Source organism: Burkholderia sp. HI4860 (assembly GCF_002223045.2).
Lineage (GTDB): Bacteria > Pseudomonadota > Gammaproteobacteria > Burkholderiales > Burkholderiaceae > Burkholderia.
Genome location: NZ_NKFO02000003.1, coordinates 2000074 through 2025596 on the forward strand (window position 1 = coordinate 2000074; position 25523 = coordinate 2025596).

At 66.9% G+C, this 25523-nt stretch carries 25 protein-coding genes and 1 pseudogene; 9 read left to right on the forward strand and 17 right to left on the reverse strand.

Features of this window, described 5'->3' with window-relative positions; translation table 11 throughout:
- Position 1: 1 nt before the first annotated feature.
- From gatB to CFB34_RS24540, 3 genes are all read left to right on the forward strand, one after another.
- Complete coding sequence (gene gatB, locus CFB34_RS24530) at positions 2 to 1477, forward strand: Asp-tRNA(Asn)/Glu-tRNA(Gln) amidotransferase subunit GatB (protein ID WP_089441266.1); 1476 nt, start codon at positions 2 to 4, stop codon at positions 1475 to 1477.
- A gap of 118 nt (positions 1478 to 1595) precedes the next feature.
- The gene (locus CFB34_RS24535; protein ID WP_089441265.1) at positions 1596 to 2435 is read left to right on the forward strand and encodes a polyphosphate kinase 2 family protein; all 840 of its coding nucleotides are present in this window, start codon (positions 1596 to 1598) and stop codon (positions 2433 to 2435) included.
- 39 nt (positions 2436 to 2474) lie between these two features.
- Positions 2475 to 3248, forward strand: coding sequence for an exodeoxyribonuclease III (locus CFB34_RS24540; RefSeq protein WP_089441264.1), 774 nt, complete (start codon positions 2475 to 2477; stop codon positions 3246 to 3248).
- Between the two features lie 109 nt (positions 3249 to 3357).
- Here the strand turns inward: CFB34_RS24540 and CFB34_RS24545 are convergent, their stop codons facing one another.
- On the reverse strand, positions 3358 to 4410 hold the full coding sequence (locus CFB34_RS24545) for an NAD(P)-dependent alcohol dehydrogenase (protein ID WP_089441263.1): 1053 nt from the start codon (positions 4408 to 4410) through the stop codon (positions 3358 to 3360).
- 227 nt (positions 4411 to 4637) lie between these two features.
- Here CFB34_RS24545 and CFB34_RS24550 point away from each other — a divergent pair, with 227 nt between their 5' ends.
- Positions 4638 to 5594: an AraC family transcriptional regulator gene (locus CFB34_RS24550; protein WP_089441262.1), complete on the forward strand. Its 957-nt coding sequence runs from the start codon at positions 4638 to 4640 to the stop codon at positions 5592 to 5594.
- A gap of 64 nt (positions 5595 to 5658) precedes the next feature.
- On the opposite strand, the gene CFB34_RS24555 is transcribed toward CFB34_RS24550, so the two are convergent.
- The 7 genes from CFB34_RS24555 to argB form a co-directional block, all read right to left on the reverse strand.
- On the reverse strand, positions 5659 to 6723 hold the full coding sequence (locus tag CFB34_RS24555) for a M48 family metallopeptidase (protein WP_089441261.1): 1065 nt from the start codon (positions 6721 to 6723) through the stop codon (positions 5659 to 5661).
- Entirely contained in the window at positions 6713 to 8134 is a 1422-nt protein-coding gene (locus CFB34_RS24560; RefSeq protein ID WP_089441260.1) for an AmpG family muropeptide MFS transporter, read from the reverse strand. The genes CFB34_RS24555 and CFB34_RS24560 overlap by 11 nt, the downstream gene beginning before the upstream one ends.
- Positions 8135 to 8256: 122 nt before the next feature.
- On the reverse strand, positions 8257 to 8865 hold the full coding sequence (metW, locus tag CFB34_RS24565) for a methionine biosynthesis protein MetW (RefSeq protein WP_006755281.1): 609 nt from the start codon (positions 8863 to 8865) through the stop codon (positions 8257 to 8259).
- Positions 8862 to 10007, reverse strand: a complete 1146-nt coding sequence (locus CFB34_RS24570; RefSeq protein WP_089441259.1) for a homoserine O-acetyltransferase — start codon at positions 10005 to 10007, stop codon at positions 8862 to 8864. Before CFB34_RS24570 ends, metW begins: the two co-directional genes overlap by 4 nt.
- Positions 10008 to 10273: 266 nt before the next feature.
- The gene (gene slmA / locus CFB34_RS24575) at positions 10274 to 10939 is read right to left on the reverse strand and encodes a nucleoid occlusion factor SlmA (RefSeq protein ID WP_089441258.1); all 666 of its coding nucleotides are present in this window, start codon (positions 10937 to 10939) and stop codon (positions 10274 to 10276) included.
- The gene (locus tag CFB34_RS24580) at positions 10906 to 11697 is read right to left on the reverse strand and encodes a pyrimidine 5'-nucleotidase (RefSeq protein ID WP_089441257.1); all 792 of its coding nucleotides are present in this window, start codon (positions 11695 to 11697) and stop codon (positions 10906 to 10908) included. The genes slmA and CFB34_RS24580 overlap by 34 nt, the downstream gene beginning before the upstream one ends.
- On the reverse strand, positions 11694 to 12593 hold the full coding sequence (argB, locus tag CFB34_RS24585; RefSeq protein WP_006490510.1) for an acetylglutamate kinase: 900 nt from the start codon (positions 12591 to 12593) through the stop codon (positions 11694 to 11696). The genes CFB34_RS24580 and argB overlap by 4 nt, the downstream gene beginning before the upstream one ends.
- A gap of 305 nt (positions 12594 to 12898) precedes the next feature.
- Between argB and CFB34_RS24590 the strand changes: the two genes are divergently transcribed.
- The 3 genes from CFB34_RS24590 (at position 12899) to CFB34_RS24600 (ending at position 15188) form a co-directional block, all read left to right on the forward strand.
- On the forward strand, positions 12899 to 13123 hold the full coding sequence (locus CFB34_RS24590; protein ID WP_089441256.1) for a cysteine-rich CWC family protein: 225 nt from the start codon (positions 12899 to 12901) through the stop codon (positions 13121 to 13123).
- A gap of 90 nt (positions 13124 to 13213) precedes the next feature.
- The gene (locus tag CFB34_RS24595) at positions 13214 to 14632 is read left to right on the forward strand and encodes an ATP-binding protein (protein ID WP_089441255.1); all 1419 of its coding nucleotides are present in this window, start codon (positions 13214 to 13216) and stop codon (positions 14630 to 14632) included.
- Positions 14633 to 14645: 13 nt separating this feature from the next.
- The gene (locus CFB34_RS24600) at positions 14646 to 15188 is read left to right on the forward strand and encodes a response regulator transcription factor (RefSeq protein ID WP_021156278.1); all 543 of its coding nucleotides are present in this window, start codon (positions 14646 to 14648) and stop codon (positions 15186 to 15188) included.
- Between the two features lie 71 nt (positions 15189 to 15259).
- Here the strand turns inward: CFB34_RS24600 and hslU are convergent, their stop codons facing one another.
- From hslU to dapF, 8 genes are all read right to left on the reverse strand, one after another.
- A complete protein-coding gene (gene hslU / locus CFB34_RS24605) occupies positions 15260 to 16603 on the reverse strand; it encodes an ATP-dependent protease ATPase subunit HslU (protein WP_039353843.1) in 1344 nt (447 codons plus the stop codon).
- 10 nt (positions 16604 to 16613) lie between these two features.
- Complete coding sequence (hslV, locus tag CFB34_RS24610) at positions 16614 to 17150, reverse strand: ATP-dependent protease subunit HslV (RefSeq protein WP_021156275.1); 537 nt, start codon at positions 17148 to 17150, stop codon at positions 16614 to 16616.
- Positions 17151 to 17389: 239 nt separating this feature from the next.
- Positions 17390 to 17806, reverse strand: a complete 417-nt coding sequence (gene dksA, locus CFB34_RS24615) for an RNA polymerase-binding protein DksA (RefSeq protein ID WP_006477498.1) — start codon at positions 17804 to 17806, stop codon at positions 17390 to 17392.
- A 496-nt stretch (positions 17807 to 18302) separates the two neighbouring features.
- Complete coding sequence (locus CFB34_RS24620; RefSeq protein ID WP_089431838.1) at positions 18303 to 19382, reverse strand: GTP-binding protein; 1080 nt, start codon at positions 19380 to 19382, stop codon at positions 18303 to 18305.
- A gap of 200 nt (positions 19383 to 19582) precedes the next feature.
- Positions 19583 to 20797, reverse strand: a complete 1215-nt coding sequence (locus tag CFB34_RS24625; protein WP_069249126.1) for a class I SAM-dependent rRNA methyltransferase — start codon at positions 20795 to 20797, stop codon at positions 19583 to 19585.
- 76 nt (positions 20798 to 20873) lie between these two features.
- On the reverse strand, positions 20874 to 21794 hold the full coding sequence (gene xerC, locus CFB34_RS24630) for a tyrosine recombinase XerC (protein ID WP_089441254.1): 921 nt from the start codon (positions 21792 to 21794) through the stop codon (positions 20874 to 20876).
- A 14-nt stretch (positions 21795 to 21808) separates the two neighbouring features.
- A complete protein-coding gene (locus CFB34_RS24635; RefSeq protein WP_089441253.1) occupies positions 21809 to 22537 on the reverse strand; it encodes a DUF484 family protein in 729 nt (242 codons plus the stop codon).
- A gap of 37 nt (positions 22538 to 22574) precedes the next feature.
- Entirely contained in the window at positions 22575 to 23444 is an 870-nt protein-coding gene (dapF, locus tag CFB34_RS24640; protein ID WP_089441252.1) for a diaminopimelate epimerase, read from the reverse strand.
- A gap of 384 nt (positions 23445 to 23828) precedes the next feature.
- On the opposite strand from dapF, the pseudogene CFB34_RS24645 reads away from it, so the two are divergent.
- Positions 23829 to 24106, forward strand: a pseudogene (locus CFB34_RS24645) (type II toxin-antitoxin system RelE/ParE family toxin).
- Positions 24107 to 24119: 13 nt separating this feature from the next.
- Entirely contained in the window at positions 24120 to 24422 is a 303-nt protein-coding gene (locus tag CFB34_RS24650; RefSeq protein WP_089441344.1) for a HigA family addiction module antitoxin, read from the forward strand.
- 21 nt (positions 24423 to 24443) lie between these two features.
- On the opposite strand, the gene lpxL is transcribed toward CFB34_RS24650, so the two are convergent.
- Positions 24444 to 25328: a lauroyl acyltransferase LpxL gene (gene lpxL, locus CFB34_RS24655; RefSeq protein ID WP_089441251.1), complete on the reverse strand. Its 885-nt coding sequence runs from the start codon at positions 25326 to 25328 to the stop codon at positions 24444 to 24446.
- Between the last annotated feature and the right edge of the window lie 195 nt (positions 25329 to 25523).

The following is a 25523-nucleotide window of genomic DNA, read 5'->3' on the forward strand; positions in this document are numbered from 1 at the left end:
CATGGCTACTCAGTGGGAAGTCGTTATTGGTCTCGAGACGCACGCGCAGTTGTCGACCGTCTCGAAGATTTTCTCGGGCGCGTCGACGCAGTTCGGCGCCGAGCCGAACACGCAGGCCTGCCCGGTCGACCTGGCGCTGCCGGGCGTGCTGCCGGTGCTGAACCGCGGCGCGGTCGAACGCGCGATCCGCTTCGGCCTCGCGATCGGCTCGACCATCGCGCCGCGCAGCATCTTCGCGCGCAAGAATTATTTCTACCCCGATCTGCCGAAGGGCTATCAGATCAGCCAGTACGAGATTCCGGTCGTGCAGGGCGGCCAGATCACGATCCAGGTGCCTGCCAACGAAAAGGCCGGCAAGGAAGCGTACGAAAAGACGATCAACCTGACCCGCGCGCACCTCGAGGAAGATGCGGGCAAGTCGCTGCATGAAGACTTCGCCGGGATGACGGGGATCGACCTGAACCGCGCGGGCACGCCGCTGCTCGAAATCGTCACCGAGCCGGAAATGCGCAGCGCGGCCGAGGCCGTGGCCTACGCGAAGGCGCTGCACGGGCTCGTCGTGTGGCTCGGCATCTGCGACGGCAACATGCAGGAAGGCTCGTTCCGCTGCGACGCGAACGTGTCGGTGCGCCCGGTCGGCCAGGAGAAGTTCGGCACGCGTGCGGAAATCAAGAACCTGAACTCGTTCCGGTTCCTCGAGGAAGCGATCAACTACGAAGTGCGTCGCCAGATCGAACTGATCGAGGACGGCGGCGAAGTCGTGCAGGAAACGCGCCTCTACGATCCGGACAAGCGCGAGACGCGTTCGATGCGCAGCAAGGAAGACGCGCACGACTACCGCTATTTCCCCGACCCCGACCTGATGCCGCTCGTGATCGGCCAGGACTGGATCGAGCGCGTGCAGTCCGGGATGCCCGAGCTGCCGGCCGCGATGCAGCAGCGTTTCGCCGACGAATACGGCGTGTCCGCGTACGACGCCGGCGTGCTGACGTCGAGCAAGGCGATGGCCGCGTACTTCGAGGCCGTGGTCGCGAAGGCCGGCACCGCGAACGCGAAGATCGCCGCGAACTGGCTGATGGGCGACGTCTCGTCGCAGCTGAACCGCGACGGCATCGAAATCGACGCGATTCCGGTATCGGCCGCGCAGCTCGCGCTCGTGCTGCAGCGCATCGCCGACGGCACGATCTCGAACAAGATCGCGAAGGAAATCTTCACGACGATCTGGGACGAGAAGGCCGACGACGAAGGCGCGGCCGATCGCATCATCGACGCGAAGGGGCTGAAGCAGATCTCCGATACCGGCGCGCTGGAAGCGATCATCGACGAGGTGCTCGCGGCGAACGCGAAGTCGGTCGAGGAATTCCGCGCGGGCAAGGAAAAGGCGTTCAACGCGCTGATCGGCCAGGCAATGAAGGCGACGAAGGGCAAGGCCAATCCGCAGCAGGTCAACGAACTGCTGAAGAAGAAGCTCGGCTGAGCATGACCGCGCGCCTGAACCGCGCATGACGACGGGCCGCCCCGAACCGGATCGGGGCGGCCCGTTGCGTTTGGTGGATGCGTTATCGTATGCACCACAGCGTCCAACGGAGGAACGAATGGCGAAACAACCGTCGCTCGACGATTTCCGCGTGCCGTACAGCACGCGCGAGAAGGAAGCCGCAGCATTCAAGCTCGATGCGTTCGACCCGGCCGCGAAGCCGTTCTCGTCCGGTTCGAAGGACGACGACCGCGCGCGGCTGTCGGCCGTGTCGACCGAGCTCGACGTGCAGCAGGAGCGCCTGCACACGCAGCAGAAGAAGCGCGTGCTGCTCGTGCTGCAGGGGATGGATACCAGCGGCAAGGACGGCACCGTGCGTGCGGTGTTCCGCGAGGTCGATCCGCTCGGCCTGCGCGTCGTGTCGTTCAAGGCGCCCACGCCGATCGAGGCCGCGCACGACTTCCTGTGGCGCGTGCATGCGCAGGTGCCGGCCGCGGGCGAGCTCGCGATCTTCAACCGCAGCCACTATGAGGACGTGCTCGTGCCGCGCGTGCTCGACCTGATCGACACGAAGGAATGCGAGCGCCGCTACCGGCAGATCCGCGATTTCGAGACGATGCTGGTCGAGAACGGCACGACGATCATCAAGTGCTTCCTGCACATCTCGAAGGACGAGCAGCGCGCACGGCTGCAGGCGCGCATCGACGATCCGACCAAGCACTGGAAGTTCGACATCTCCGATCTCGACGCGCGCAAGCACTGGGACGCGTACCAGTCCGCCTACCGTGACGCGCTTGCCGCGACGTCCGCCGAGCATGCGCCGTGGTACGTGATCCCGGCGAACTCGAAGACGCACCGCAACGTGATGATCGCCGAGCTGCTGCTGCGCACGATGACCGACATGAAGCTGGAATTCCCGCCGCCGAAGCCCGAGCTCGAAGGCGTGAAGATCCGCTAAGCTGCCCCCTGAAAAACATCGAACTGAACGGAATCCGACATGATGCGAGTGATTACCGCCAACCTGAACGGCATCCGCTCCGCCGCGAAGAAGGGCTTCTTCGAGTGGCTCGGCGAACAGAACGCCGATTGCGTGTGCGTGCAGGAAATCAAGGTCTCGGCCGACGACCTGCCGGCCGAATTCGTCGAGCCGCACGGCTTCAAGAGCTATTTCCACCATGCCGAGAAGAAGGGCTACAGCGGCGCGGGCGTGTACAGCCGCCGCGAGCCCGATGACGTGATCATCGGCTTCGGCAGCAGCGAATTCGATGCCGAAGGGCGCTATGTCGAGGCGCGCTACGGCAAGCTGTCGGTCGTGTCGGTGTACGTGCCGTCCGGCTCGAGCGGCGAAGAGCGCCAGCAGGCGAAGTACCGCTTCATGGACGAGTTCATGCCGCACCTCGCCGAACTGAAGAAAAAGCGCGAGGTGATCCTGTGCGGCGACGTGAACATCGTCCACAAGGAAATCGACATCAAGAACTGGAAGAGCAACCAGAAGAACTCGGGCTGCCTGCCGGAAGAGCGCGAGTGGCTCACGAAGCTGTTCGACGACGTCGGCTACGTCGACGTGTTCCGCACGCTCGATCAGCGCCCGGAGCAGTACACATGGTGGAGCAACCGCGGCCAGGCGTATGCGAAGAACGTCGGGTGGCGGATCGATTACCAGATCGCGACGCCGGGCGTGGCCGGCACCGCGAAAAGCACGTCGATCTTCAAGGACATCAAGTTCAGCGACCATGCACCGCTGACGGTGGACTACGACTACAAGAAGTGACGTTCCGCGCTGCGCCGCGCGCGCAGCAGCCGGAGGCGAAAACGGGCCGCATGTCGAACATGCGGCCCGTTTCGTTTGGGGCGGCGATCGTGCGTGTCGCCTTCGGCGCTTACTGCTTGAGCGACGCCATGTCGATCACGAACCGGTACTTCACGTCGCTCTTCAGCATCCGCTCGTAGGCCGCGTTGATCTGCTGCATCGGAATCGTTTCGATATCCGACGTGATCCCGTGCTCCGCGCAGAAGTCGAGCATTTCCTGCGTTTCCGCGATCCCGCCGATCAGCGAGCCCGCGAGGCGGCGGCGCTTGAAGATCAGGTTGAACACCTGCGGCGACGGATGGTCGTGCTCCGGCGCGCCGACCAGCGTCATCGTGCCGTCGCGCTTGAGCAGGTGCAGGAACGGGTTCAGGTCGTGCTGCGCGGCGACCGTGTTCAGGATGAAGTCGAAGCTGTTCAGGTGCGCGTTCATCTGCGCCTCGTCCTTCGAGATCACGACTTCGTGCGCGCCGAGCCGCTTGCCGTCCTCGATCTTCGACGGCGACGTGGTGAACAGCACGACGTGTGCCCCCATCGCGCGCGCCAGTTTCACGCCCATGTGGCCGAGGCCGCCGAGCCCGACGATGCCGACCTTCTTGCCGGGGCCGACGTTCCACTGCCGCAGCGGCGAGTAGGTCGTGATCCCCGCGCACAGCAGCGGCGCGGCGCCGGCCGGGTCGAGCGTCTCGGGCACGCGCAGCACGAACGCCTCGTCGACGACGAGCTGCGTCGAATAGCCGCCGAACGTGATGTCGCCCGTCACGCGATCCTGGCCGTTGTAGGTGCCGACGAAGCCGTTTTCGCAATATTGCTCGAGGCCTTCTTCGCAGCTCGCGCAGGTGCGGCACGAATCGACGAGGCAGCCGACGCCGACCAGCTCGCCGACCTTGAAGCGCGTCACGTCCGGGCCGGTCGCGGTCACGCGGCCGACGATTTCATGGCCCGGCACGACCGGATAGATCGTGTTGCGCCATTCGTTGCGGGCCTGGTGCAGGTCCGAGTGGCAGACGCCGCAGTAGAGGACGTCGATCTGGACGTCGAGGTCGCGCAGCGCGCGACGCTGGAATTCGAACGGGGCGAGCGGCGAGCGCGAATCGGTCGCCGCGTAGGCATAGGTAGTGCTCATGCGATGGGCTCCTTGTCCGGAAAGCATCCGGCGAAACAGACTGCCGTCGCATCATGTGGCGATGCGGCGAGGCAGGACGTCATCGTAAGGAGCGCGGCGCCGCAGTGAAATACCCGAAGGTCTGGAAGATTTGCCTATTCCTCTCGAACTGCGTGCAAACAGCCGTCAAAACACGTTCAAGGTGCTACATTGCGAGCCAGATTCTCTTGCCGGACAGGACCACGCAGATGAGCTTCGAGCCCCTTTTCACCGACACGGGCGACCGTGTGCAGCGCCGCATGGTCGAGCTGCATACGCGCCTCGCGCCGAACGAGGGCGACACGCTCGCGGCGCTCGACGGCGTGCGCTTCATCCGCGTGAGCCGTCCGGCGCCGCGCATGCCCGTGTTGTACGAGCCGAGCATCGTCGTCGTATGCCAGGGGCGCAAGCTCGGCTATCTCGGCGAGCGCTCGTTCGTCTACGACGCGCAGCAGTATCTCGTGCTGTCGGTGCCGCTGCCGTTCGAATGCGAGACCTTCGCGAGCCATGACGAACCGTTTCTCGCGATCTCGATCCGCGTGGATCTCGCAGTGATCGCCGAGCTCGCGATCCTGCTCGACGAGACGCTCGGCGCGCCCGTCAGCGAGCCGCTCGGCGTGGATTCGACGCCGCTCGACGCGCCGCTGGCGGATGCCGTGCTGCGACTGCTCGAAGCGCTCGCGTCGCCGCACGACACGCGCGTGCTGGGCCCCGCGATCATGCGCGAGATCGCGTATCGGGTGCTGACGGGCGAGCAGGGCGACGCGATCCGCGCGGCGCTCGTTCAGCAGCATCACTTCGGCCGCATCGCGAAGGCGCTGCGGCGCATCCATGCGGACCTGAAGGCCGACCTCGACGTCGAGACGCTCGCGCGCGAGGCCGGCATGAGCCTCGCGGTGTTCCACGCGCAGTTCAAGCACGTGACGGCGACGTCGCCGATGCAGTACGTGAAGGCCGCCCGGCTGCACCAGGCACGGTTGATGATGGTGCAGGACGGGGTCGGCGCCGGTGCGGCGGCCGCGCGCGTCGGCTATGCGAGCGCGTCGCAGTTCAGCCGCGAGTTCAAGCGGCTGTTCGGCCGCAGCCCGGGTGACGAGGTGCGCTGGATGCGCGAAAGCGGCGCGCGGCCGGTCGGCGATCGGGCGGAGATCGACCTGACGACCTGAGCGAACGGCGGCGCGCAGCGGCAGTGCCACGCGTGGGGAAGCGACGTGTAGCGCTGCCGCATCCTCAGCGCCGCACGACCTTGCGACGCTGCGCGCTGATGCCCGCGTAATCGGGCAGTGTGTCGACGCGCTTGCCTACGGCCTTCGCGTACAGCGGCATGAGATCCGGCAGGCGGTTCAGCAGGTCCTGGCGGCGGGCGGTGCTGTACGGGTGCGTGTAGATGAAGCCCGTTGCCTTGTTGCCGCGTGTCGCGACCGCGAGCTTGTCCCACAACGTGATCGCCGCGCGCGGATCGAAGCCCGCACGGGCGGCGATGTCGCCGCCGATCACGTCGGCTTCGGTCTCGTCGGTCGGGTCGTAGTGGAGCGACTGCAGGCGTTCGCCGAGGTTCAGTGCCTGCGGCAGCGGCTCGCCGACGCCGAACAGCGGCGGCAACGCGGCCGCGCGCAGCGACGTCTGCGAGGTCGCGCTGAAGTTGCTGCGCGCGTGTTCGCGCAGCGCATGCGCAATGCCGTGCGCGAGCAGCACGCCGAGCTCGTCGTCGTTCAGGCGGACACGATCGAGCAGGCCGCCGTATACGAGCACCTTGCCGCCCGGCAGGCAGGTCAGGCGAATGTCGCGCGAGCGGATCGCGTTGACGTCCCACGCCCAGCTCTTCACGCGGTCGTTCCATTTCACCGAATACGGCGCGAGCTTCGCGACGATCGTACGCAGGCGCTTCACGCGCGGCTGGTTTGCGGGCAGCAGGCGATTGCTGTCGGCGGCGGCCTGCACGATCTGCGCGTATTCGTTCGCGGTGAGCTGCTCGAGCAGCGGCGACGGAATCAGCGTGCGAAACGCAATGGCGTCGCCGTAACGGACCTGCTGCGGCGTCTGCGCATAAGCCTTCGTCGACGCGGCGCCGCCGGTCGGCTGCGCGGGTTCGGCGGCGGCCGCCGGCTGGGACGGGGCGGCGGGAGGCGAAGTCGCCGGCGGAGAAGCGGGTGCCGCGGCCGGCGCGGAACCCGCGGCGGTGGCCGCGGACGTGCCGGCGTCGGTCGCATGGGCGAACCCCGCGGCAAGCGTCGCAGCACCGACGCTCAACGAAGCCGCAACGCGCGCGAGGCGATGCAGGCCGTTACTGCGCACGGCTGGCCTCGCCGTTGCGTGCGGTCCCGTTCCACGGCGCAATCTTGAACAGCAGCAGCATGCCGGGAATCGCGAGCGCGGTACACACGATGAAGTAGTCGAACCAGCCGATCTTCGCGACGATGAAACCGCTCGCGGCCGACGCGAGCGTGCGCGGCACCGACGCGAGGCTCGTGAACAGCGCGAACTGCGTGGCTGTATAGCGCGGGTCGGTCGTGCTCGCGATGTACGCGACGAACGCGGCCATCGTCAGGCCGGTGGTGAAGGTTTCGACGCCGTAGACGAGCGCGAGCGCGACAGTCATCGGGCTGAATTGCGGCGTGACGGCCATGCCGAACACCGACAGCACCGACGCGATTGCATGGCTCGTCGATACGGTGAAGTCGTAGAGCACCGCGAGCACGGGCGAGCCGGGGCCGAGTTGCGCGAGCCACGCGAAGCCGAGCGTCGACACCATCTGCAGTGCGCCGAAGATCCACAGCCCGCGACCGATGCCGATCTTCACGAGCCAGACGCCGCCGATGATGCCGCCGGCCACGCTCGCGACGAGCGCGGTGGTCTTCGCGACGATGCCGATCTCGGTGCGCGAGAAGCCGATGTCGAGGAAGAACGACGTCGACAGCGTGGTGGCCATCGTGTCGCCGATCTTGAACAGGAAGATGAACGCGATGACGAGCAGCGCGCCGGCCCAGCCGTCGCGCTGGATGAATTCACGGAACGGCAGCACGATCGCGTCGCGCAGGTTGCGCGGCGGCGCGCCGACCACTTCGGGCTCGCGCACGACGAGCGTCATCAGGATGCCCGGCAGCATGAACGCGCCGGTGAGCGCGAACACGACGTCCCACGGCAGGTGGTCGGACAGGATCAGCGCGAGCGAGCCGGGGATCAATGCGGCGAGCTTGTACGCATTTACGTGGATCGCGTTGCCGAGGCCCTGCTCGGTGTCGCGCAGCAGCTCGCGGCGGTAGGCGTCGATCACGATGTCGGCGCTTGCACCGAAGAACGCGACGAGCGTGGTGAGCGCGGCGACCGTCCAGATCGAGTCGCGCGGCGACACGAAGCCGAGCGCGGCGATCGCGCCCGCGACCAGCAGCTGCGTGAGCAGCAGCCAGCCGCGCCGGCGGCCCGGCCGCCAGCCGGGCAGGCGCGGGACGTAGCGGTCCATCAGCGGCGCCCACAGGAACTTCCACGTGTACGGGAACTGGATCAGCGCGAACAGGCCGATTTCCTTCAGGTTCACGCCCTCGGAGCGCAGCCATGCCTGCACGAGGTAGACGAGCGTGAAGAGGGGCAGACCCGACGTGAAACCGAGGAACACGCAGATCAGCATGTGCGTGTTCAGGTAGGCGCGCCAGCCGGGGTGATCCTCGTGAGCGGTGAGGGCGGGCGCCTCGTGTGGCGTTTTCGACATGGGCTGGAACTGGATAGCGTTGACTGATTGCGGCGGCAGCGCAGGCGGCGGCGCGGGTCGTGCAGCGGCGCCGCCGCACGTGCGTGCGGCGCGCCGACGGCGTCCGTCAACGGCTCCCCGGCTCAGCTGCGCTTGACGCGGTAGACAGCAAGACTACCACGCCAGTTCGCTCCCCATCGAATCGGTTGGCCTTCGTGCAGCACCACGCGGTCGAGGATCGTCACGCCGACTTCGGGCGCGAGCGCCTCGAAATCCTCGATCGTCAGCACCCGGACGTTCGGCGTGTTGTGCCACTGGTAAGGCAGCGACTTCGACACCGGCATCCGGCCGTTCAGCACCGACAGCCGGTGCGGCCAGTAGCCGAAATTCGGGAACGACACGATGCATTCGCGCCCGACCCGCGCGGTTTCGCGCAGGATCGCGGCCGTCTGGTGAATCGTCTGCAACGTCTGCGACAGGATCGCGATGTCGAAGCTGTGGTCCTCGAACAGGCGCAGGCCGTCTTCCAGGTTCTGCTGGATCACGTTGATGCCGTTCTTCGCGCTCGCGAGCACGCCCGCGTCGTTCAGCTCGATCCCGTAGCCGGTCACGTCCAGTTCTTCCATCAGCAGCGCGAGCAGCGAGCCGTCGCCGCAACCGAGGTCGAGCACCGTCGAGCGCGGTTCGACCCAGCGTGCGATCGTGCGGAAGTCCGCGCGCGCGGACAGGGAATTCAGCGCTTGCTGGTTCATGCACCCACCTCGATGGCGATTCGTTCGTAATACGCGCGGATCAGGTTGTGATAGCGCGCGTCGTCGAGCAGGAACGCGTCGTGGCCGTGCGGCGCGTCGATTTCCGCGTAGCTGACCGTGCGCTTGTTGTCGAGCAGCGCCTTCACGATCTCGCGCGAGCGGGCGGGCGCGAAACGCCAGTCGGTCGAGAAGCTCGCGATCAGGTATTTCGCCTGCGTGTGCGCGAGCGCGGCCGTCAGGTTGCCGTCGAACGCCTTGGCCGGATCGAAGTAGTCGAGCGCGCGCGTGATCAGCAGGTACGTGTTCGCGTCGAAGTAGTCGGCGAACTTGTCGCCCTGGTAGCGCAGGTACGACTCGACCTCGAACTCGACGTCGAAGCTGAAGTTGTACGCGTCGAGCGCGCCGTCGGCGCGGCGCAGCGCACGGCCGAATTTCTCGGCCATGTCGTCGTCGGACAGGTACGTGATGTGGCCGATCATCCGCGCGACGCGCAGGCCGCGCTTCGGCTTTACGCCGTGCGCGTAGTAGTCGCCGCCGTGGAAATCGGGATCGGACAGGATCGCCGAGCGCGCGACCTCGTTGAACGCGATGTTCTGCGCGGACAGCTTCGGCGTCGACGCGATGTCGATACAGTGCGCGACGCGCTCCGGATACATCAGGCTCCACGCGAGCGCCTGCATCCCGCCGAGACTGCCGCCCATCACGGCGGCGAAGCGCTCGATGCCGAACGCATCCGCGACGCGCGCCTGCGCGTGCACCCAGTCCTCGACGGTGACGACCGGAAAGCTTGCGCCGTACGGCTTGCCGGTGGACGGGTCGACGCTCATCGGGCCGGTCGAGCCGAAGCACGAGCCGAGGTTGTTCACGCCGATCACGAAGAAGCGGTTGGTGTCGAGCGGCTTGCCCGGGCCGACCATGTTGTCCCACCAGCCGGTGCTGCGCGGATCGTCCGCGTAGACGCCGGCGACGTGGTGCGACGCGTTGAGCGCGTGGCAGACGAGCACCGCGTTCGAGCGCGCGGCGTTGAGCTCGCCGTACGTCTCGACGACGAGCTGATAGTTGCCGAGCACGCTGCCGCTTTGCAAGCGCAGCGGTTCGGCGAAGTGCATGGTCTGTGGAGCGACGATGCCGATCGATTCCATTCGTTCCGCCTTATGACTGGGCAGCTAAATGGTGTCGGCGATGCGCGGAGTCGGAGATGCGCGGCTGACGACCTCTTTAGCCGCATTTGTAGTGAACCGCCGGGCGACGACGAATCAAGGCCCTGGCTGGTTCGCGCGCCCGCAATCGAGTCAGCAAATCGGCGCGTTTCTGGCTGCCGCCCGAGGGGCGACGGTCGGCAAAGTATAGCGGAAATTGCAGCGCGCGGATTCGGGCGCAGAGGTGGGGCCGCCGCGCCCGCGTCATCTCACTGCAGGATCAGCCGCAGATGCGCATCGGCCTGCTCGCCCGGCGGTTTCTGGAACCCGCCCTTCGCGAAACGGTGCCATCGGCCGATCACGTAGCTGACGAGCAGGCTCGCGCGGGCAGCAGGATCGTAGTCGGCCGGCAGCACGAACGGCAGCGCGCCGTCCTGCGGCGTGTTCGCCTCGGTGCGCGCGACGCGCAGGCATTGCTTGACGGTCGCCTCGATGCGGTCGAGCAGCTGGTTCACGCGCTCGGTGAGCCGTTCGTCCTCGCCGACCAGCGCCTCGCCGGTCAGCACGCGTGTCATGCCGGGGTTCTTGGCGGCGAAATTGAGCATCGTCAGTGCGATCGTGCGTGCCTGTTGCACGCCGTTCGGCTCTTTCGCGACGATCTGGTTGACGAGCCCGAAGAGGGCCTGCTCGATGAACTCGATCAGCCCTTCGTACATCTTCGCCTTGCTGGGGAAGTGCCGGTACAGCGCGGCTTCCGACACGTCGAGCCGGGCCGCGAGCGCGGCGGTCGTGATTTTCTCGGGTTTCGGCGCCTCGAGCATTGCCGCGAGCGTCTGCAGGATCATCACGCGGCGCTCGCCCGGTTTCGGGCGCGCGCGGGTGGGTGTGGCCTGGTCTTCCTTTACGGCTTGGTCCTGCGGGTAAGTCGGCTGCATTTTTGTCGCCCCGATCGTGTGCCCAGTCGCAGCGATTTTAACGAACGAATGCGCTGGTCGACATAGTGGGGGCGTCCGGTAACCGGCAGATGGCCCGGCAGGTGCCCCGTGATCCATACCGTGCCGATGCCGAGACGCTTGTAGCGCTTCAGGTGGCCGCGCGTATCTTCGACGAGGATCGTGTCGGCCATGCGCGCATGGGCGGCGCGCAGCGTCCGGCGCAGCATCGTGTGATCGGGCTTCGCGCGCCACGTGCGGCGGTCGCGCATGTGCTCGATCGCGATCACGCGCTCGAACAGCCGCTCGATGCGCAGCTCGCGCAGCACCGCGCGCGCATAGTTCTCCGGCGCGTTGGTCAGGATCAGCTTGCGGCCCGGCAGCGCGGCGACGATGCGCGCGAGGCCGCGCTCGGCGCGCACCATCGCCGGCAGGTCGGAAAACGTGTGGACGACGCGCAGGAAGTCGTGCGGGTCGATCGGATGATGGCGCGTGAGGCCGAGGAGCGCGGCGCCGTAGCGCTCGGTGTAGCCGGTGCGCAGGCGGTCGGCTTCGGCGCGCTCGACCTGCAGCGCATCGATGATGTACTGCGTCATCGCGCGGTTGATCTCGGGAAAGATCGCGTGCGATGCGTGGTGAAGGGTGTTGTCGAGATCGAACAGCCACACCGGCGCGCCGGCGCGGGGCCGGCTGCGCGACACGCGCCGGCGCCGCAGCGGGGCCGGCAAGTCGGGTGTGGCGGTCTTGCTGCGCTTGCTCAATGCGAGCGGATCATCGTGCCGAACGGCTGCTCGGTCAGGATTTCCAGCAGTACCGAGTGCTCGATCCGGCCGTCGACGATGTGCACCGACTTCACGCCGCTCTTCGCGGCGTCGAGCGCCGACGAGATCTTCGGCAGCATGCCGCCGGAGATCGTGCCGTCTTCGAACAGCGCGTCGATCTCGCGTGCGGAGAGATCGGTCAGCAGGTTGCCGTCCTTGTCCATCACGCCCGGGATGTTGGTCATCATCAGCAGCTTCTCGGCGTTCAGCACGGTGGCGAGCTTGCCCGCGACGAGGTCGGCGTTGATGTTGTAGGAGAGGCCATCCTCACCGAAGCCGATCGGCGAGATCACCGGGATGAACGCGTCGTCCTGCAGCGCCTTCACGACCGCCGGGTTGATCGCCTCGACTTCGCCGACCTGGCCGATGTCGATGTACTGGCCCGGGTTGTCGCGGTCCGGCATCAGCAGCTTGCGCGCGTGGATCAGGCCGCCGTCCTTGCCCGTCAGGCCCACCGCGTGGCCGCCGAAATGGTTGATCAGCATCACGATGTCCTGCTGCACTTCGCCGCCCAGCACCCATTCGACGACTTCCATCGTTTCTTCGTCGGTGACGCGCATGCCCTGGATGAAGGTGCCGGCCTTGCCGATCTTCTTCAGTGCGTGATCGATCTGCGGACCGCCGCCGTGGACGATCACCGGATTGATGCCGACCAGTTTCAGCAGGATCACGTCGCGCGCGAAGCCTTGCTTGAGCCGCTCTTCCGTCATCGCGTTGCCGCCGTATTTGATGACCACGGTCTTGCCGTGGTAACGGCGAATGTACGGCAGTGCCTCGGCGAGGATTTCTGCTTTCAGCGTGGGGGCGATCTGCGAGAGGTCGATGGGCTCGGACATGGCGGCGGCTCTGGCTGGGAACGGTTGAAACACGGCGAATTGTACAGGAGTGGCGCAGCGCAGCATCGGGTTTTTGGCCGGGCCGGACCACCGGCGGCGGCGCCCGGGCACCGCACGCGGCGGCCCGCCGGCTATGGCGCGGCGCGATGTGCGCCGCGCGACGGGCAGCGCTGCGCGGGCGTCGGCGCAGGGGCGGTTCGCGAGCGTTCGCGATGGCCCTCGGCCGGTCGGCCGGCGTGCAAAATCCGTTCGCCGCGCTATGCTTGTCGCGTAGGGCGGCTTCCCGCCCGCTCGAGCGCTCCGCCATGACCGATTCCGCCGTCGACGCCCGTTCCGCCCCGCGCCGTGCACGGTGCCCGCACTGCGGGCGCAGCTTCGACTGCGGCGCCCGCACGCAGCCGTTCGAATGCTGGTGCGCGTCGATGCCGGTCTTGCCCGGCGGTACGCCGCCCGCGGCCGGCGCTCGCTGCCGCTGTCCCGAGTGCCTGGCCGACGAGATCGCGCAGCGGATGGCCGGCGCGGCCGGCTGACGGCATCGGCTGCACACGCGGCGTCCCGTTCAATGCGCCCCGATCCGGCCCCGCTAGAGGCGCCGCCCGCTAAACGGGTAAACTGCTCGGATGCAACGAATCACCACTACCGGGCGCGTCAACCTCAGTCACCTGTTCTGGCTCCGCAATCTCGCGATCATCGGCCAGCTCGTGACGATCGGCGTCGTGCAGACCTATTTCGGCGTGCATCTGCCGTTGCCGGCGATGCTGATGGTCATTGCGCTCGAAATCGTTTTCAACGCGCTGACCTGGGTGCGCGTGCTGCGCGCGCGGCCCGAGACCAACTTCGAACTGCTCGGCCAATTGTGGGTCGACCTCGGCGCGCTGTCCGCGCTGCTGTTCCTGTCGGGCGGCACGACCAATCCGTTCGTGTCGCTGTACCTGCCTTCGCTCGCGATCGCGGCGGCCGTGCTGCCGTGGCACCTGATGATCTGGCTCGCGGCGTTCGCGGTCGCGTGCTACGCGGCGCTCGGCTTCGACTCGGTGCCGCTCAACATGGACAATCCCGCGAACCTGTTCGACTACTACCGTACCGGGATGTGGGCGAACTTCATGGTCAGCGTCGGGCTGATCGCGTGGTTCGTCGCGCGCATGTCGAATGCGCTGCGCCAGCGCGACGCGGCGCTCGGCGAGGCGCAGCAGCACCTGCTGCGCGACGAGCGGGCGGTCGCGCTCGGCGTGCAGGCCGCCACCGTCGCGCACGAGATGGGCACGCCGCTGTCGACGATCGCGATGCTCGCCGAAGAGCTGCGCGACGCCGCGCGCGACGATCCGGGGCTGGCCCGCTACGAGGCCGACCTGAAGGTGCTCGAGGAACAGATGACGCTCTGCACGTCGGCGCTCGCGCGCCTGCGCAGCCGCGCGAGCGCACCCGCGAGCCGCCAGCCGGTGGACGACTGGCTCGACACGTTCGTCGAGCACTGGCGCCTGCGGCATCCGCACGTGCAGTTCGAATTGCTCGGCGCGCGCCCGGCGGGCGTCGCGCTCGACGACACGGTCGCGGCCGGCCAGATCCTGACGATCCTGCTCGACAACGCCGCGCGCGCGAGCCCGCAGCGCGTGACGCTGGCGGCGAAGGTCGCGCACGCCGGCACGGCCGACCAGATCGAATTCGAGGTATGCGACGACGGGCCCGGCATTCCGGCCTCGCTGCGCGAGTCGCTCGGCGCGATGCCGGTCGACAGCACGCAGGGCGGGCACGGGGTCGGCCTTTATCTCGCGTTCAGCGCGGCCGCGCGGCTCGGCGGCGAGATCGAACTGTCCGATGTCGTGCCGCGCGCGGCGGGCGGCAACGGGCGGGCCGGCAGTGCGGCGAATGGTCACGCCGCGGCGGGATCGGCGCAGCGCGCGGGCCAGCGCGCCGCCGAACGGACGACCGGCACGCCGGACAGCCGCCCGGCCGGTACGACCGCCGCGCGCGGCACGCGGGCCGTGCTGCGGCTGCCGGTCGTGCGCGTCGCGGCATCGGCCGCCTCAACCAACACGTAGACGGAGAAACCACATGAGCGAGAACAATTTCCTGGTGATCGACGACAACGAGGTGTTCGCGGGCACGCTCGCGCGCGGCCTCGAGCGGCGCGGTTACGCGGTCCAGCAGGCGCACGACAAGGAGGCGGCGCTGCGGCTCGCCGCGGGCGGCAAGTTCCAGTTCATCACCGTCGACCTGCATCTCGGCGAGGATTCGGGCCTGAGCCTGATCGCGCCGCTGTGCGACCTGCAGCCCGACGCGCGGATCCTGGTGCTGACCGGCTACGCGAGCATCGCGACTGCCGTGCAGGCGGTGAAGGAAGGCGCCGACAACTATCTCGCGAAGCCTGCGAACGTCGAGTCGATCCTGGCCGCGTTGCAGACCAACGCGACCGAAGTGCAGGCCGACGAAGCGCTCGAGAATCCGGTCGTGCTGTCGGTCGACCGGCTCGAATGGGAGCACATCCAGCGCGTGCTGGCCGAGAACAACAACAATATTTCGGCGACCGCGCGTGCGCTGAACATGCACCGCCGCACGCTGCAGCGCAAGCTCGCGAAGAAGCCGGTGCGGCAGTAAGCGGCGCACCAACGAAAACGGGCGGCCCCCGACAAAAGGGGCCGCCCGTTTTTCATCCGAGGCCGCGCGCGTTACAGCACGTAGCGCGACAGGTCTTCGTCCTGCGACACTTCGCCGAGCGCGCGGTCGACATACTTCGCGTCGATCGTCACGCGCTCGCCCGCGTGGTTGCCGGCCGAGAACGACACTTCCTCGAGCAGCTTCTCGATCACCGTATACAGCCGGCGCGCACCGATGTTCTCGGTCTTCTCGTTGACCGAATAGGCAATCTCCGCGAGGCGGCGGATGCCGTCGTCGGCGAATTCGAGCTGTACGTCTTCGGTCGCGAGCAGCGCCTGGTACTGCTTGACGAGGCTTGCGTCGGTCGCGACGAGGATCGCTTCGAAATCGTTCACCGACAGCGAGTCGAGCTCGACGCGGATCGGGAAGCGGCCCTGCAGTTCGGGAATCAGGTCGCTCGGCTTCGCGAGGTGGAAAGCGCCGCTCGCGATGAACAGGATGTGATCGGTCTTCACCATCCCGTACTTCGTGTTGACCGTCGTGCCTTCGACGAGCGGCAGCAGGTCGCGCTGCACGCCCTGGCGCGACACTTCACCGCCGCTGCCTTCGTTGTTGCGCGACGTGATCTTGTCGATCTCGTCGAGGAACACGATGCCGTTCTGCTCGACGTTCTGCACGGCCTTCGTCTTCACTTCCTCGTCGTTGAGCATCTTCGCCGCTTCCTCGTCGGTCAGCAGCTTCAGCGCTTCCTTGATCTTCACCTTGCGGCGCTGCTTCTTGCCGCTGCCGAGGTTCGAGAACATCGAGCGGATCTGCTCGGTCATCTCTTCCATCCCCGGCGGCGCCATGATGTCCATGCCGGCCGACGGCTGCTCGAGGTCGAGCTCGACTTCCTTGTCGTCGAGCTGGCCTTCGCGCAGGCGCTTGCGGAACGTCTGGCGCGTCGCGTTGTTGTCGTCGTTCGCGTGTTCGGCGTTGCCGCCGAAGCCCACCGCGCGCGGTTGCGGCAGCAGGATGTCGAGGATGCGGTCTTCCGCCTGGTCGGTCGCCTTGCTGCGCACCTTGCGCATCTCGGATTCGCGCGTCTGCTTGACCGAGATCTCGATCAGGTCGCGCACGATGCTGTCGACGTCGCGGCCGACGTAGCCGACTTCGGTGAACTTGGTCGCTTCGATCTTGATGAACGGTGCATCCGCAAGCTTCGCGAGGCGGCGTGCGATTTCCGTCTTGCCGACACCCGTCGGCCCGATCATCAGGATGTTCTTGGGCGTGATTTCCTGGCGCAGCGGGTCGGCGACCTGCTGGCGGCGCCAGCGGTTGCGCAGCGCGACCGCGACGGCCTTCTTCGCCTTCGCCTGGCCGATGATGTGCTTGTCGAGTTCCGAGACGATCTCGGCAGGGGTCATGGTGCTCATGGTGCGGTCCTTACTCGATCGTTTCGATGATGCGGTTGTGGTTCGTGTAGATGCACATGTCGCCGGCGATCTTGAGCGACTTCTCGACGATCTCGCGCGGCGACAGCTCGGTGTTCTCCGCGAGCGCGCGGGCTGCCGCCTGCGCATACGCACCCCCCGAGCCGATCGCGCAGATGCCTTCCTCGGGGTCGAGCACGTCGCCGTTGCCGGTGATGACGAGCGTGGTGGTGGCGTCGGCCGTGATCAGCATCGCCTCGAGGCGGCGCAGCATCCGGTCGGTGCGCCAGTCCTTCGCGAGCTCGACGGCCGCGCGGGTCAGGTTGCCCTGGTGCTTCTCGAGCTTCGCCTCGAAGCGGTCGAGCAGCGAGAACGCATCGGCGGTGCCGCCCGCGAATCCGACCAGTACCTGGTTGTTGTAGATCCGCCGCACTTTCCGCGCGCCACCCTTCATGACGATGTTGCCGAGGGTTACCTGGCCGTCGCCGCCGAGCGCGACCTTGTCGCCGCGCCGGACCGAAACGATGGTCGTGCCGTGAAATTGCTCCATCTGCGTTCCTTGAGAAAAACGGGGAAGAGTCGGGGGGCGCGAGGCGCCGCCGCGTAACTCGCAGTGCGCCGGGAAGCGGCCCGGCGCGCGTCCGTTTCATTTTAGGGCGGGCGCCGGGATATCAAGAGGCGGGGTGGGCAAATCGGCGGGCGGCGGGGAACCGGTGCCGGAAAAACAAAAAGCGCGCGGCAGGCCGCGCGCTTTCGGGAAGCAGCGTGTCTGAGCGGAACGCCGCTCGATCAGTCGCCGAACAGCTTCTGGCGCAGCTCGCGGCGCTCTTGCGCCTCGAGCGACAGCGTGGCGGTCGGACGCGCGAGCAGGCGCGGAATGCCGATCGGCTCGCCGGTTTCCTCACACCAGCCGTAATCGCCGGAATCGATGCGGGCGAGCGACTGCTGAACCTTCTTGAGGAGCTTGCGTTCGCGATCGCGCGTACGCAGTTCGAGCGCGTGCTCCTCCTCGATCGTCGCGCGATCGGCGGGATCGGGCACGATCACCGTCTCGCGCAGGTTCTCGGTCGTCTGGCCTGCATTCTTGAGGATGTCCGCCTGCAACTGTTCGAGCCGATTTTTGAAGAAGGCGAGCTGATCCTCATTCATGTAATCCTTGTCGCTCATCTTCAGGATTTCGGCTTCGGTCAAGAGTTTCTTCGTCATCTGCTTGCTTCTTCAATGTGCGGCAAATCGATAGATATTGCCTGCACTTTGGGATTACCCGCAACCGCCCTTGCAATCATTTGCGATTTGCCGCCGCGGGGCCGAAAGCCTCTGGAAAACCGGTTCTCAAATACCAGGTTAGGCCTGGCGCGGAGTTGCGCGCGCTGCGAACCGGTGTGCTGCGCGGCACATCGCATCGGCCGCGGCCGGGAGGCGGATTGGCGATCCGGCGCGGTTGCGATGCCCGGAAAACTGGTTCAGCAAGAACCGGGCCTGTTTGTTGCCGTACTCCAGCGGGCACGTATTGTAACTGAATCGCAAGCGGGCGCCGTATCGGGTCGATCCCCGTCGGCTGCGCCAATATCTAGAAAATATAACGCGCAAATCGCGAAAAAGCGATGACGGCGAAACCCTGCCCGAAAAGGGCGCCCCGCGGCCGCCGCAGCCGCCTGCGAGGCTGCCTCGCGGCGGCGTGTGCGGCGGTTGCCCGCGCGCGTCAGGCGAGGCAGGCGTCGAGGCCGTCGGTGATCAGGTCCTGCGGCAGATCGACGCCGATGAACACCATCTTGTTGGTCTTCTTCTCGACCGGCAGCCACTTCGACGCGAGGTCGCTGCCCATCATCTGGTGCACGCCCTGGAACACGACCTTGCGGTCGACGCCCTTCATGTACAGCACGCCCTTGTAGCGCAGCATCCGCTCGCCGTAGATCTGCAGGATGCCGCCGAGGAAGTCTTCCAGCTTGTTCGGGTCGAACGGGCGGTCGTTGCGGTACACGAACGACTTGATCTTGTCGTCGTGGTGCGCGTGGTGGTGATGGTGGTGGCCATGGTCGTGATCGTGCGCGCATTGACCGTGATCGTGGTCGCAACTGGCGTGATCGTGATCATGGTCGTGATCGTGGTGGTGGTGCGCGTGATCGTCTTCAGCGAGGAAGTCGGGGTCGATCTCGAGCTTCGCGTTCAGGTTGAAGCCGCGCAGGTCGAAGATTTCCTTGATGTCCGCTTCGCCGAAGTTCACGACCTTGATCGCGGCCTTCGGGTTCATGTGCATCAGGCGATGCTTGAGGCCGGCCACCGTCTGGTCGTCGACCAGGTCCGACTTCGTGATGAACAGGCGATCGGCGAAGCCGACCTGGCGCTGCACGACTTCGTGCTCGTCGAGCTGCGCGTTCGCGTGCTTCGCGTCGACCAGCGTGATGACCGCGTCGAGCAGGAAATCGTCGGCGATCTCGCTGTCGATGAAGAAGGTTTGCGCGACCGGGCCCGGATTCGCGAGGCCGGTCGTTTCGATCACGATGCGGTCGAAGTCGAGCTTGCCTTCGCGCTTCTTCGCGGCGAGCTCGCCGAGCGTGCGCGCGAGGTCGCCGCGGATCGTGCAGCAGATGCAGCCGTTGCTCATCTGGATGATCTGCTCGTTCGAATCCTGGATGAGGATTTCGTTGTCGATGTTCTCTTCGCCGAACTCGTTCTCGATCACGGCGATCTTCATGCCGTGCTGTTCGTTCAGGATGCGCTTGAGCAGCGTCGTCTTGCCGCTGCCGAGGAAGCCGGTGAGGATGGTGACGGGAGTGGCCATGTCAATCGCCTGTGGTTCGTGAATCGGGGTCAAAATCAGGATGTGCGTCGCGCCCGGGGCTTTGCCAGCCGGGGCGCACAACCATCCATTGAAACATACCTGTCAAGCCCTCGCCCGTCGTCCGAACGACAGGCGGGAGCGCGGATCCGCCGGGCGCGAGGGCGCGGCCGGCGGACGGTTACGTGCGTAGATCGGGGCGATCAGACGATTTGCAACAGCAGGCCCTTCAGATATTCCCCTTCCGGGAACGCCGCGAGCAGCGGGTGATCGACGCCCGCGCCGAGGCGCTTCAGGATGCGCGCGTCGACCTTCGCGTCGGCGGCCGCACCCGCGACGATCTTCTGGAACAGGTCCATGTCGATCGCGCCCGAGCACGAGTACGTGAACAGCAGGCCGCCCGGACGCAGCAGCTTGAAGCCGCTCAGGTTGATGTCCTTGTACGCACGCGCCGCGCGGTCGACGCTGTCGCGCGTCGGCGCGAACTTCGGCGGATCGAGCACGATCAGGTCGAAACGCTCGCCTTCGTCGACGAGGCGGCGCAGCGTCTTGAATGCGTCGGCGTCGAGCCAGGTCGCGCGTTCGGCGTCGAAGCCGTTGGCGACGACGTTCTGCTGCGCGAGCGCGAGCGCATCGCCCGACGAGTCGATCGACACGACGCGCTTCGCGCCGCCCTTGAGCGCCGCGAGCGAGAAGCCGCCCGTGTAGCAGAAGCAGTTCAGCACGTCGCGATCGGCCGCGTACTGCGCGACCAGCGCGCGGTTGTCGCGCTGGTCGACGTAGAAGCCCGTCTTGTGGCCGTTCGGCACGTCGACGTGATAGCGCACGCCGTTTTCGTTCGAGATCAGTGTCGCGGGCGGCGCATCGCCGGCCAGCACGCCGGTCGTCTGTTCGAGCCCTTCCTTGTCGCGGATCGACACGTCCGAGCGCTCGTAGACGTTCGGGCAGTCCGTGGCGCCGACGAGCGCCTTCACGATCGCATCCTTCCACGCCTCGACGCCCGCGGCCATGAACTGGCAGACGAGCTGGCCGCGCGGGGCGGCGCCGGCTTCGGCGGTGTCCGCGACGTAATAGTCGACGATCAGCCCCGGCAGCCCGTCGGCTTCGCCGAACACGAGCCGCACCGCGCCCGTGCCGGACACCATCGTCGTGCGGTGCGCGACCGCGCGCTGCACGCGGCGCTTGAAGAATGCGTGGTCGATCGGCTCGTTCTCGTCGAAGCTCCACACGCGCACGCGGATCTGCGATTGCGGGCTGTACGCGCCGCGCGCGAGGAAGCGGCCGTCGTGCGCGCGCACGATCACGGTCGCGCCGGGCGCGGGCTTGCCGTCGACGCGGTCGATCGCATTGGCGTAGATCCACGGATGGCGGCGCAGCAGCGATTTTTCCTTGGACGGCTTGAGGGTGACGGTTTGCATGATGAGATCGAAATGGGCCGTGCGCGAAGCCGGCCGTGGCCGGTCGCCGCGCGCGGCGGGTAACACGGGACGCGCGTCAGTCGCGCTTCTTCGCGCGCGGGTGCGCGCTGTCGTAAATCTTCGCGAGATGCTGGAAGTCGAGCGACGTATAGACCTGCGTCGCGGAGACGCTCGCGTGGCCGAGCAGCTCCTGCACCGCGCGCAGGTCGCCGCTCGACTGGAGCACGTGCGTCGCGAACGAGTGGCGCAGCACGTGCGGATGGACGTTGGCGGGGATGCCCGCGGTGAGCGCCGCGCGCTTCACGCGCTCGCGCACGACGCCCGGCGACATCCGGTTGCCGCGCACGGACACGAACAGCGGATGCGGATCGTGCTTCACGAATTCGCTGCGTACCGCGAGCCACGCGTTCAGCGCATCGATCGCCTTGCGGCCGACCGGCACCTTGCGCTCCTTGTTGCCCTTGCCGCGCACGGTGACCTCGGCTTCGGCGAGGTCGAGCCAGCCGGTCGAGCGGTAGCCGTCGGCCTGCGTGTACATCACGTCGAGCCCGATCAGCTCGGCGAGGCGCAGCCCCGACGAATAGAACAGCTCGAGGATCGCGTGATCGCGGATGCCTTCGGTCGTGTTGGCGAGCGGCGCGTCCATCAACGCGGAAGCATCGTCGACCGACAGCGCCTTCGGCAAGGTCTTCGCGCGTTTCGGCGCGCGCACCGCGGCGACCGGGTTCGCGGGCATCTCGACGCGCTGCGCGAACCAGCGGTAGAACGCGCGCCACGCGGACAGCCGGTGCGAGATCGACCGGGCGGACAGCCCGCCCGAATGTGCACGCGCGACCGCGCCGCGCACGTCGGCGGCCGTCAGCGCTTCGAGCGGCCGGCCGTTCGCGAGCTTCTTCAGCTCGTCGAGTTCGTGCGTGTAGCCGCGCAGCGTGTGTTCCGACAGCTGCCTGACGTGCTTCAGGTTCGACAGGTAGGCGGCGATCGGATCGTCTGTCATCGCGTGCGGCAGGATCAGTGCGGCAGCAGGCGCGTGAGCGCGGCGCTCGCGAGCGTCGCGATCTGCGCGAGGAAGTCGGTGGCCATCCCGTCGTGGAAGCGGCGCGGGTCGGGCGAGCCGAGCACGAGCAGGCCGAACGCGGGCGCATCGTTGCCGGCGAGCGGCGCACGCAGCGCGAGCAGCGCGACCGATGCGGCCGAGCCGTCGCCGGCGGAAGACGCGGCTTCCGCGCCTTCCGCCGCATGCGCGGCCGGGGCGGCGATCGCGGGCGCGAGCCACTGCGCGGCCTCGAAGCCCGTGTTCGCACCGCAGTACGGCGTCGACAGTCCGTTCGTGAACAGGCGCACTTCCTCGCCGACCTGGCGTGCGAAATCGGCCTGCGAGTAGGTGTCGGCGACATCCCACACGCGCAGCGCCGTCTGCGGCACGTCGAAGACTTCGGCGATGCCGTCGGCGATCGTGCGCGGCAGCGCGTACGGATCGCGTTCCGCGATCACGCGTGCGGTCCAGCGGCTGAACTTCGCGGACAGGCTGTCGTTCTCGTGGCCGTAGCGCACGAGTTCGGCGAGCCGGCGCTCGAGATGCTTGTTCTTGTCGCGCAGCATCTCCATCTGCCGCTCCTGCAGCGAGATCGCGGCCTTGCCGTGCGGGTTCGCGAGGCGGATCGTCGCGAGCAGTTCGGCGTGCTGCGCGAAGAATTCGGGGTTGGCGAGCAGGTAGTCGGCGACTTCGCGATCGTTCATGTGGCGGGAGCGTTCAGTTATCAAGGACGTTGCAGGGTCAGACGTTCAGGTCGATCTCGCCTTCGAACACGGTCGTGGCGGGTCCGGCCATCATCAGCGCGGCGGCTTCGTCGCGCGCGCCGTCCCAGCTGATCGTCAGCGTGCCGCCGTGCGTGTGCACGGTCACCGGCGAATCGAGCAGGCCGCGCCGGATGCCGGCCGCGACCGCCGCGCACGCGCCGGTGCCGCACGCGAGCGTCTCGCCCGCCGCGCGTTCGTACACGCGCAGCTTCACTTCGCTGCGCGACACGATCTGCATGAAGCCGGCGTTCACGCGTTCAGGGAAGCGCGCGTGGTGCTCGATCAGCGGGCCTTCTTCGAGTACCGGATACGCTTCGGTGTCGTCGACGACCTGCACCGCGTGCGGGTTGCCCATCGTCACCGTCGAGATCCAGCGCGTCGCGCCGCCGACGTCGAGCGGCCACAGCGTGTCGCGGCCCTCGGTGCGGCCGTCGAGGCCCGCTGCGTCGAACGGCACCTGCGCCGGCGTGAACACGGGCGCACCCATGTCGACGACGACTTCGCCGTTGTCCTGCATCGTCAGCGTGATCAGGCCCTTCATCACCTGCACGCGCACGCTGCGCTTGTCGGTCAGGCCGCGGTCGCTGACGAACTTCACGAAGCAGCGCGCGCCGTTGCCGCAGTGTTCGACCTCGCCGCCGTCGCAATTGAAGATCCGGTACTTGAAATCCACGCCGTCGACGGTCGGTTTTTCGACGAGCAGCAGCTGGTCGGCGCCGATGCCGAAGTGACGATTGGCGAGCGCACGCACCTGCGCTTCGGTGAGCGGCGGCAACGCGCGCGAATAGCCGTCGAGCACGACGAAGTCGTTGCCCGCGCCGTGCATCTTGGTGAACGAGAGTTTCACTGGGTCCGGATTTCCATGGCGAACAAGGCGGTCAGCGCGGCGCGCGTGACGCCGCGCCATGCCGGGCGGCCTCGTTCGTCGTGCTGATCTCAACCGCAAATGATACATGCAGCCGACAGGGGCGTCCTGCGCGGGCGGGGGCGGGTGGGGGGCGAAATGGGGTACATCTGCCGATCGGTCGACTGGTCGCGTGTGCGACAGGCGGGCAGATTGATGCGGTGTGACGGGCCTGTCGCGGTGCCAGCAGGGTTCGGCGACAACACGGGATGGCGCGGACGCGTACTTTCGTACAGGTCAAATTGACGAGGCAATCAAGCGATTCGTATAGTGTGGCTATACGCATGGGCCATGCTGTCGACATCGTGACTCGAATCTGGGAGATCCATGATCAAGTCGTGGCAGCACAAGGGGCTGGAAGCGTTTTTCACGAACGGGAACGAGGCGGGCATCCGGCCCGACCATGCGCCAAGGTTACTGCGCCAGCTTGCACGTCTCGACGTCGCGAGCCGGCCGCTCGACATGAACGTGCCGGGCTGGCGGTTTCACAGCCTTGCCGTGGACTGGACGGCCATTTCGCGGTGAGCGTGAGCAGCAACTGGCGTCTGACGTTCACCTTCGAGGGTGCCGACGCCGTCCTGGTCGATTACCAGGACTACCACTGAGGTGATTCAAGCGATGACTCGCATCTTCAATCCGCCGCATCCAGGCGAATCGCTGCGCGACGACGTGTTGCCGGCATTCGGCCTGACCGTCACCGAGGCCGCGGCGCAACTCGGCGTCACGCGTGCGGCGTTGTCGCGCATTCTGCATGGTCATGCGGGGATCTCGCCGGAAATGGCGTTGCGCATCGAGGCGTGGCTTGGCGAGGAAAACGGCGGTCGCGCGGATCTGTGGCTCGCCCAGCAATCCGCTTACGACTTGTGGCAGGCGCGCGCGAAAGGCGTGCCCAAGGTGGCGAGAGCGCTGGCACGCACGTGACCGCGCTCTCGTGGGCATGGCTCAGTACAGGCTCGGCTCGCCGTTCGGGCGCGTCTTGAAGCGCTTGTGAACCCAATAGTATTGCTCGGGCAGCAGCGGGATCTGCTCCTCGAGGAATGCGTTCATTCGCCGCGCGTCGAGATCGTCGTCGCCGGTCGGGTAGTGATCCCACGGCTTGAATACCTTCAGACGATAGCCCTTGTAGTTCGGCAGCACCTCGCCGATGAACGGCACGACCTGCGCGCGGCCCGTCTTCGCGAGCCGGCCGACCGCCGTCAGCGTGCAGGCGGGCACGCCGAAGAACGGCACGAACGTCGAATTGCGCAGCCCGTAGTCCATGTCGGCGCCGAGCATCACCGGCTTGCGGTCGCGCAGCCAGCGCAGCACGACGCGCGCGCTGTCCGCGCGGCCGACCATCTCGGCGTCGAAACGCCCGCGCGCCTTCTTCGCCTCTTCCTCGAGCACCGCGTTCGAGAACGGCTGGTAGAGCGACCCGCAGCGGCGATGCAGCGAACGGTTCAGCCAGATCGAGCCGGCCTCGATGCCGACGAAATGCAGGCCGAGGAACAGCGTCGGCGGCAGGTCCGGATCGTCGAGGTCGACCGCGCTGTCGACCTGGATCAGCTTCGCGAGCTTTTTCTCCGAGCCGAACCACTGCACGCTGCGTTCGACGTAGCTGCGGATCGCATGGCGGAAATGCTTCCCGGCAATTTCCTCGCGGCGTTCGTCGCTCCAGTCAGGGAAGCAGAGTTTTAGATTGGTGTGTACGATGCGCTTTCGCCGGCTGGGGATCTTGTAGAGCAGCCAGCCGAGACCATCGCCGAACCGTGCGGTCAGGCCGTACGGCAACAGGGCGAGCAGTTTCAGCAAGCCAATGGCGAGGTGCGTGGCTAGACGACCTAGCATGCGAAACCTCCGTGGGACCGGCTGGCCGGCGCTTTGCGAACAGGGTGGTGAGACAGCGGAAGATGCAGCACGGGCGGCGCTCTGTGACAATTCAGGAAAGCCGCTATAATACGGGCTTCGCCGAGTTAACTGACAACTTGCGGGGCGAAGCCGGTTGGCGTCACACACGCTGCCCGGTCCTGGTAATCCGCTAAA

Bases quoted from the DNA above. Each gene is read 5' to 3' on its own strand.
- xerC (WP_089441254.1), bottom strand. From the start codon at position 21,794: ATGACAGACGATCCGATCGCCGCCTACCTGTCGAACCTGAAGCACGTC.
- CFB34_RS24545 (WP_089441263.1), bottom strand. From the start codon at position 4,410: ATGAGCACTACCTATGCCTACGCGGCGACCGATTCGCGCTCGCCGCTC.
- CFB34_RS24625 (WP_069249126.1), bottom strand. From the start codon at position 20,797: ATGCAAACCGTCACCCTCAAGCCGTCCAAGGAAAAATCGCTGCTGCGC.
- slmA (WP_089441258.1), bottom strand. From the start codon at position 10,939: ATGCAGCCGACTTACCCGCAGGACCAAGCCGTAAAGGAAGACCAGGCC.
- CFB34_RS24590 (WP_089441256.1), top strand. From the start codon at position 12,899: ATGACCGATTCCGCCGTCGACGCCCGTTCCGCCCCGCGCCGTGCACGG.
- CFB34_RS24650 (WP_089441344.1), top strand. From the start codon at position 24,120: ATGACTCGCATCTTCAATCCGCCGCATCCAGGCGAATCGCTGCGCGAC.
- gatB (WP_089441266.1), top strand. From the start codon at position 2: ATGGCTACTCAGTGGGAAGTCGTTATTGGTCTCGAGACGCACGCGCAG.
- hslU (WP_039353843.1), bottom strand. From the start codon at position 16,603: ATGAGCACCATGACCCCTGCCGAGATCGTCTCGGAACTCGACAAGCAC.
- CFB34_RS24560 (WP_089441260.1), bottom strand. From the start codon at position 8,134: ATGTCGAAAACGCCACACGAGGCGCCCGCCCTCACCGCTCACGAGGAT.
- CFB34_RS24600 (WP_021156278.1), top strand. From the start codon at position 14,646: ATGAGCGAGAACAATTTCCTGGTGATCGACGACAACGAGGTGTTCGCG.
- CFB34_RS24595 (WP_089441255.1), top strand. From the start codon at position 13,214: ATGCAACGAATCACCACTACCGGGCGCGTCAACCTCAGTCACCTGTTC.
- hslV (WP_021156275.1), bottom strand. From the start codon at position 17,150: ATGGAGCAATTTCACGGCACGACCATCGTTTCGGTCCGGCGCGGCGAC.
- metW (WP_006755281.1), bottom strand. From the start codon at position 8,865: ATGAACCAGCAAGCGCTGAATTCCCTGTCCGCGCGCGCGGACTTCCGC.
- dksA (WP_006477498.1), bottom strand. From the start codon at position 17,806: ATGACGAAGAAACTCTTGACCGAAGCCGAAATCCTGAAGATGAGCGAC.
- argB (WP_006490510.1), bottom strand. From the start codon at position 12,593: ATGTCCGAGCCCATCGACCTCTCGCAGATCGCCCCCACGCTGAAAGCA.
- lpxL (WP_089441251.1), bottom strand. From the start codon at position 25,328: ATGCTAGGTCGTCTAGCCACGCACCTCGCCATTGGCTTGCTGAAACTG.
- CFB34_RS24570 (WP_089441259.1), bottom strand. From the start codon at position 10,007: ATGGAATCGATCGGCATCGTCGCTCCACAGACCATGCACTTCGCCGAA.
- CFB34_RS24550 (WP_089441262.1), top strand. From the start codon at position 4,638: ATGAGCTTCGAGCCCCTTTTCACCGACACGGGCGACCGTGTGCAGCGC.
- CFB34_RS24540 (WP_089441264.1), top strand. From the start codon at position 2,475: ATGATGCGAGTGATTACCGCCAACCTGAACGGCATCCGCTCCGCCGCG.
- CFB34_RS24635 (WP_089441253.1), bottom strand. From the start codon at position 22,537: ATGAACGATCGCGAAGTCGCCGACTACCTGCTCGCCAACCCCGAATTC.
- CFB34_RS24535 (WP_089441265.1), top strand. From the start codon at position 1,596: ATGGCGAAACAACCGTCGCTCGACGATTTCCGCGTGCCGTACAGCACG.
- CFB34_RS24620 (WP_089431838.1), bottom strand. From the start codon at position 19,382: ATGGCCACTCCCGTCACCATCCTCACCGGCTTCCTCGGCAGCGGCAAG.